Here is a 2,277-nt window from a genome sequence, read left to right as displayed (position 1 = left end):
CAAGTAACTTGGACCAGTGTTGATCATTTAGCATTGTTCGAGGCATAGCGAGTGTAAAATTGGGTTTGGCGATTTAATTTTACTATCTCGCTATTTTTTTAATCAACAAATGTCAACAGACCCTAATGACTGTTCCTATCGCTGTAAGTTCAACATCCTTTGGGATTGGGCGACACATTTTTATATTTAAGTCGATGGTGCCATAACCTACACCTGCCTCTAATAACGTGTGAATGGCACAACCTGTAACTGTATCTAAGACTGTTGCTGCAAAGCCACCATGCACACCACCAAGTGGATTTAAATGGCGCTGATCGGCTTTTACAACAAACTCTACATTACCTTGCTCAATCTTTTTGGGTTGCATTGGAATAATTTCACTAATGCTTGCAGGTGGAATTTGGCCTTGCATCATTGCCTTTAAAATTTCGAGTCCAGTCATTTCTTTGATGTTCATTGGTATATCTCTGGATATGTTAGTTTTGTGGTTATTTTGGGTTCTAAAATGAAACTTATTTAAATAACATAGCTGAAAAGGTAAAAAGAATGCAAACCAAAGATTTAAATATGAAGGTTAGTTTTAGGTTTTATCGTTTGGCTTTTTAATATTTAAGTCGATTTGAAGGGAGTCAAATGGGCTGGATGAGCTTTGTTATTTAGTTTGAACCGCGAAAAAAATTGATCAAAAGCATGTTGAAGTGAAGAGTATTAATTTATTCTTTTGATGAGTATAAAAAACCCGCGATATTCGCGGGTTTTTTAAATCTAGCTTTTTAAAAGCAGATTATTTTTCAGCAGCAATTGAAGCAATCGCAGCGTCTACGCCTTCGATTGAGTCAGCAGCTTTCTTGATACGTGCAAGTGCATCTACAAGAACTTCGTCTGCAGTTGCATAAGAAATACGCATATAACCACCTAGACCGAACGCATCACCAGGAACTACTGCAACACCAGTTTCTTCCAATAACCATGCAGAGAATTCTGTGCAAGATTTTAAACCTTTTGCACGAATTAATGGACGGATGTTTGCGTATGCATAGAATGCACCATCAGCAGGAAGGCAAGTAATACCGTTGATGTCGTTCAAGCCTTTTACAACTAAGTCGTGACGACGTTTGAATGCTTCAATCATTGGCTCAAGAACGTCTTGAGGGCCATTCAATGCAGCTTCAGCAGCAACTTGTGAAATAGAAGTTGGGTTTGAAGTTGATTGAGATTGGATTTTTTTCATCGCACCGATCAGTTTAGCAGGGCCCGCTGCGTAGCCAATACGCCAGCCAGTCATTGCATAAGCTTTAGATACACCGTTAAGAACGATTACGCGATCGTAAAGGTCTGGTGCAACTGTTGCGATGTTATAGAATTCGTCGTCCCAACGGATTGGTTCGTACATGTCATCAGAAGCAACTAAAACTTCAGGGTATTTACGTAGAACTTCAGCTAAAGCAAGTAATTCTTCTTTAGTGTAGATCATACCTGTTGGGTTAGAAGGGCTGTTTAGAACCACTAAACGAGTTTTGTCAGTGATTGCAGCTTCTAATTGAGCAGGCGTAATTTTGAAACGTTGGTCTTCACCACATTTCACGATTACAGGAGTACCTTCAGCAATGATCACCATGTCTGGGTAGCTTACCCAGTAAGGAGCAGGGATAATTACTTCGTCACCTTTGTTTAACAAAGCAAGTGCCAAGTTAAAGAAAGATTGTTTACCACCACAAGAAACCAAGATTTGGTTTGCAGCGTAATCAAGGTTATTGTCGCGTTTTAATTTAGCAATAATTGCTTTTTTAAGACCTGGAGTACCGTCAACAGCTGTATATTTAGTGAAGCCATTGTTGATAGCAGCAATTGCAGCATCTTTGATGTGTTGTGGGGTATCGAAATCCGGTTCACCTGCGCCTAAACCAATTACGTTTTTACCAGCAGCTTTCAATTCAGCAGCTTTGTTAGTAACAGCAAGTGTAGGGGACGGTTTGATGCTATTTACACGATCAGACAGACGTACGTCCACGGCAGTATTCCTTCTTATAGGGATTAAAAAATAAAAAGCACACTATCTTAGCTTAAATGCACAGTAATGGGGAGTGGCAAAATCAACAATGTGCAAAAAAGTGTGATATTCCATCCTAACCCTATAATTAAGAAAATTTACATTAGATCTCTTTCATAAATCAAAAAACGATCTTCTTTTTGGTTAATATTTGCACTCCGGATTTCTTAGCATTCGTGCATAATCTGCGGATGAAATACATCGATTCAAACAAGCTTTCTGATCCT

Annotated in this window: 1 protein-coding gene and 1 pseudogene; both read right to left on the bottom strand. The window is 39.0% G+C overall.

Translation table 11 applies throughout. The features are described from left to right. Window positions 1–118: 118 nt before the first annotated feature. Window positions 119–457, bottom strand: a pseudogene (locus tag FTU38_RS16555) (PaaI family thioesterase); the annotation flags it as partial. A gap of 327 nt (window positions 458–784) precedes the next feature. Further along, window positions 785–2,011 carry a pyridoxal phosphate-dependent aminotransferase gene (locus FTU38_RS16550; RefSeq protein ID WP_180022479.1) on the bottom strand — a complete coding sequence of 409 codons (1,227 nt, stop codon included), beginning with the start codon at window positions 2,009–2,011 and terminating at the stop codon, window positions 785–787. Between the last annotated feature and the right edge of the window lie 266 nt (window positions 2,012–2,277).

Origin of the sequence: Acinetobacter sp. YH12098 (genome assembly GCF_013419235.1) — a bacterium.
In the GTDB taxonomy this organism is placed as follows: domain Bacteria; phylum Pseudomonadota; class Gammaproteobacteria; order Pseudomonadales; family Moraxellaceae; genus Acinetobacter; species Acinetobacter amyesii.
This window is presented reverse-complemented; position numbering and strand designations above follow the sequence as displayed.